Source organism: Proteiniphilum sp. UBA1028 (assembly GCF_002316955.1).
GTDB lineage: Bacteria > Bacteroidota > Bacteroidia > Bacteroidales > Dysgonomonadaceae > Proteiniphilum.
In genome coordinates, this window is sequence record NZ_DCEN01000058.1 from 1 (window position 1) to 4,321 (window position 4,321).

The window sequence follows — 4,321 nt, forward strand, 5'->3', positions numbered from 1 at the left end:
CCTTCTGTTTTATCACCCTTTTATTGTGAAGAGTACGCTTTAGAAAACACGAAAGAGAAGCCTGTCACAATACGTATTCCGGAGTGGAAAATTGTCTATTCCACGCCAGATTCAGCAGGCGTGTATGGAGCGTACAGTGTCGAAGCACTGCTATCAAAAAAGGGAACATTCGTTCTGAAACCAGGTGAGAAGCTGGAGTTTTACGCGCTCTTTTCCGGTAGAAAAATCAATGAATCGCCTTATCTCTCCGCAAACATCGGAGCAGAAAAAGAGGCTCGGAAAAAACTGCTCAAACAATGGAGCAACAATCTGGTGTTAAGCACACCGGATCCTGTTTTAAACAGCATGTTTGCATTTGCAAAAATCAGGGGTGCGGAAAGTATATACAGAACCAAAGGGAGGTCTTATGCACGGCCCGGGCGGAGAATCATATTACGCCGCCATCTGGGCCAATGATCAGGCCGAATACATAAATCCTTTTTTCCCGTACCTGGGTTATGAAATCGCAAACGAGTCGGCATTAAACTCATTCCGCCATTTTGCGCGTTTCATGAATCCGGATTATAAACCGATACCCAGTTCCATTATTTCGGAAGGAGTGGGTACCTGGCATGGAGCCAAAGACCGGGGTGATGGAGCCATGATTGCTTACGGCGCGGCACGATACGCGCTTGCCCGCGGGAACAAAGCCGAAGCGATGGAGTTATGGCCATTGATCGAGTGGTGTCTCGAGTTTTGCCACCGGAAACTAACACCTTCCGGAGTGGTTGCGTCCGATTCCGACGAGCTGGAAAACCGCTTTCCGGCGGGTGATGCAAATCTAACCACCTCATCGTTGTACTATGATGCTTTACATTCAGCGGTTTTACTGGGAAAAGAGTTGGGTATATCTGCTTCCAGGCTCAAGGCTTACAATCAACAGGCCAAAGCACTCGAAAGAGCCATTGAAGCACATTTCGGCTATGAAATAGAAGGATTTCACAGCTATCGCTACTATGAGGGCAACGAAATCCTTCGTTCCTGGATATGCATGCCCCTGACAGTGGGAATTCATACACGTGCAAAAGGAACTGTCGAGGCTTTATTTTCACCCAGGCTGTGGACGGATAACGGATTGCTGACACAGGCAGGTACCGAAACTTTCTGGGACAGATCTACCTTGTATGCACTCAGAGGCAGCATTGCAGCAGGAGAAGTGACCCAGGGAATCAATTTCCTGAAAAAATATTCCCGCAAAAGACTGTTGGGAGATCATGTGCCTTATGCCATAGAAGCATGGCCTGAAGGGGAACAGCGTCATCTGTCGGCCGAGAGCGGTCTTTATTGCCGCATTTATACGGAAGGCTTGTTTGGCATACGGCCTACGGGGCTAAGAAAGTTTGACATGACCCCGCGTCTGCCGCAAGATTGGAATTACATGAATCTGGAAAACATCAGGGCACATGAAAACAATTATTCCATATTTGTAAACAGACTGAATGATGTCCTTCTGGAAGTGACCATCACAAAAAATAACGGACAACCCGTAATAAAAAAACGGATTAAAGATGGTGAAAAAATATCCGTACGCCTGTAAACAGTTCCCTGAAACCGGATTAAATCAATTAATCAAAAAATATAAGCAAATATGAACAAAAAACTTTTTTTATCTCTGGCAATTGTCATGATGTCGATCGCCTGTTTTTCTCAAAAACCGAATTCTGCCCTGGATTACAACGAAAAGATGAGTTGGTGGCGTGATGCCAAATTCGGCATGTTTATCCATTGGGGTCCCTACTCGATGTATGGCGGAGTGTATAACGGATTTAACCAGCAACGCGGTGGCGCGGAATGGATCATGAATCGCTGTAAAATTCCGGTAATGGAGTACCGGGCAAAGGCAAGTACCTTTAATCCGGTAAACTGGAATGCCGATGAAGTGGTGAAACTGGCAAAAGAGACCGGAATGAAATACATGGTCTTCACGACCAAGCATCACGATGGATTTGCCATGTTTCAAAGCAATGCCAGCAATTTTAACATGGTGGATTACACCCCTTTCAAACGGGATGTAATTGATGAATTTGTGAAAGCATGCCGGAAGTATGACATGAAATTTGGCTTTTATTATTCACAGTCACAGGACTGGTGTAATTCCGGTGGTGCAACGGCTCGCAAACTGATGCACGAAGGCTGGCCAAACCCAGACTCGGTACGAATCAACGAGTTTACGGCTGCCAACCGCGGTGCCTGGGATTGTCTGCAAACGGACAATACCTTCGACGAATATTTTCACAGCGTGGCGCTTCCACAGGTAAAGGAACTGTTGGAGCGATACAGCGATGTATCGGTCATCTGGTGGGATACTCCCATGTCGATCACGGATGAACAGGCTTCCAGATTACAAGAGGAGCTGGCCAAATACCCTCAGGTAATTACCAACGACCGGCTAAAAAGACCCAACTTCGCAGGTGATTTCAAAACACCGGAAGGCTTGATTCCAAAGGCGGAGGATATTGTGGGAGTAGACTGGGAAACTTGCATGAATATCGGTAGTTCATGGGGATTTAAATCCTGGGAAGAAAAATGGAAATCACCCTACGAGTTAATCAAAAATCTGACATCGATCGCCGCCCGTGGTGGAAACTATCTGCTGAACATTGGCCCTACCCCACTGGGAGATGTTCCCGGTGAAGCAAAATCACGGTTAAATGAGATGGGGAAATGGATGTCGGAATATGGCGAATCAATTTATGGAACACAACGAAGCCTTATTTACCCAGCCTGGGGCGAATGTACGCGAAAGGATGTCGGAAATAAAACCGTTCTGTACTTGTGCGTCTCCGAGTGGCCGAAGGACGGCAAGCTCATTTTCGATGCAAACTACAAGGTCAAAAAAGCCTCTTTGCTGAATAATAACAGCACTCTAAAGGTGGACAGGAAAAACAGACAGATCACTATCCAAGTCCCGCAGCAGGCTCCCAACAAGTATGTATCGGTAATAAAGCTGGAGTTAAACGAGAAATTACCCGTCAGCAAGCTAATCTCCAACACGGATAAATATTTTGAAATCGCAGATGAACAAAAATAATTTAAACATGAAGAAAACAGTACATCATACAGCGTTGCTTCTTCTCGGAATAATACTTTCGTTCTGTTCTTCCGACAAACAATCTTCAACAGATTTAAAGCTTTGGTACGACGCACCTGCCCGGATATGGGAGGAAGCGTTGCCGCTCGGAAACGGCAGCCTGGGAGCAATGGTTTTTGGCAATCCCCTCAATGAGGTGTACCAGATGAATGAGGAAACGCTGTGGTCCGGCCCCATGGAAGAACGAAACAACCCTCTTGGACCAGCTGCTTTGCCTAAAATTCGAGAAGCAATTGACAAAGGCGATTACAAGCTTGCCGAGAGCTTATGGAAAAACAACTCACAAGGCCCGTATACAGCCAGGTACCTGCCTCTTGCAAACTTGTTGCTGAATATGCACAGCGAGGGGAATGACGTAGAAGATTTCCACCGCGATCTAAACATCTCGGATGCCACTGCCACTGTCTCTTACAGAATAAATGACGTAGAATACAGGAGAAGCAGTTTTATCTCATTCCCCGACCGTGTAATGGTCATTCAACTTGAAGCAGATAAAAAAGAGGCAGTCTCTTTTGATCTGGGAATAAACAGTGATTTGCGCCACGAAACCCTCATCGACGGCAACAAGCTGATCCTGAAAGGGAAAGCTCCATACTATGTGGCAAACAGGAAATACGATCCCAATCAGATTCTATACTCAAATGAGAAAGATGGCCCGGGAATGAATTTCGAAGTCCACCTGCTTCTCATTCCCCAGGGTGGAAACATCGAAACGAATGATTCTGTTTTGTCGTTGTCAAATGCGAACTCGGCTACGATCATTGTTGCCGCAGCAACCAGCTATCATCAGGATTCATTTGAACAATCTTCCACCGATCTGACTTCAGCAGGCACAAAGGCGGAAGAGTACCTGACCAAAGCACAAGCTCTTGGATACAAAAAGCTGATCAGCAGGCACAGGGAAGATTACAAAAATTTATTCGACAGGGTTATCCTGAATTTGGGCGAAGGGAAAGAAGAACTCCCAGTAAACAAGCGTCTTGCAGCATTTCAAAACGATGATTCAGACAAAAGCCTCATTGCGCTGTACTATCAGTATGGACGTTACCTGACCATCGCTTCCTCAAGAGCGGGGAGCTTACCCTCCAACCTGCAAGGAATATGGAACAGGCATGTTCAACCACCCTGGGGATCCAATTATACCACCAATATCAATACAGAAATGAACTATTGGCCGGTGGAGACAACCGG

The 4,321-nt window shown here is 46.1% G+C and carries 2 protein-coding genes and 1 pseudogene; all 3 read left to right on the top strand.

What is annotated here, in order from left to right; translation table 11 throughout:
• Positions 1 to 1,576 (top strand): annotated as a pseudogene (locus tag B3Z75_RS10530) (hypothetical protein); the annotation flags it as partial.
• 51 nt (positions 1,577 to 1,627) lie between these two features.
• Complete coding sequence (locus tag B3Z75_RS10535) at positions 1,628 to 3,070, top strand: alpha-L-fucosidase (protein WP_294071370.1); 1,443 nt, start codon at positions 1,628 to 1,630, stop codon at positions 3,068 to 3,070.
• Between the two features lie 7 nt (positions 3,071 to 3,077).
• Positions 3,078 to 4,321, top strand: a 1,244-nt coding sequence (locus B3Z75_RS10540; protein WP_294071373.1) for a glycoside hydrolase family 95 protein, incomplete at its 3' end; no start/stop codon positions are given.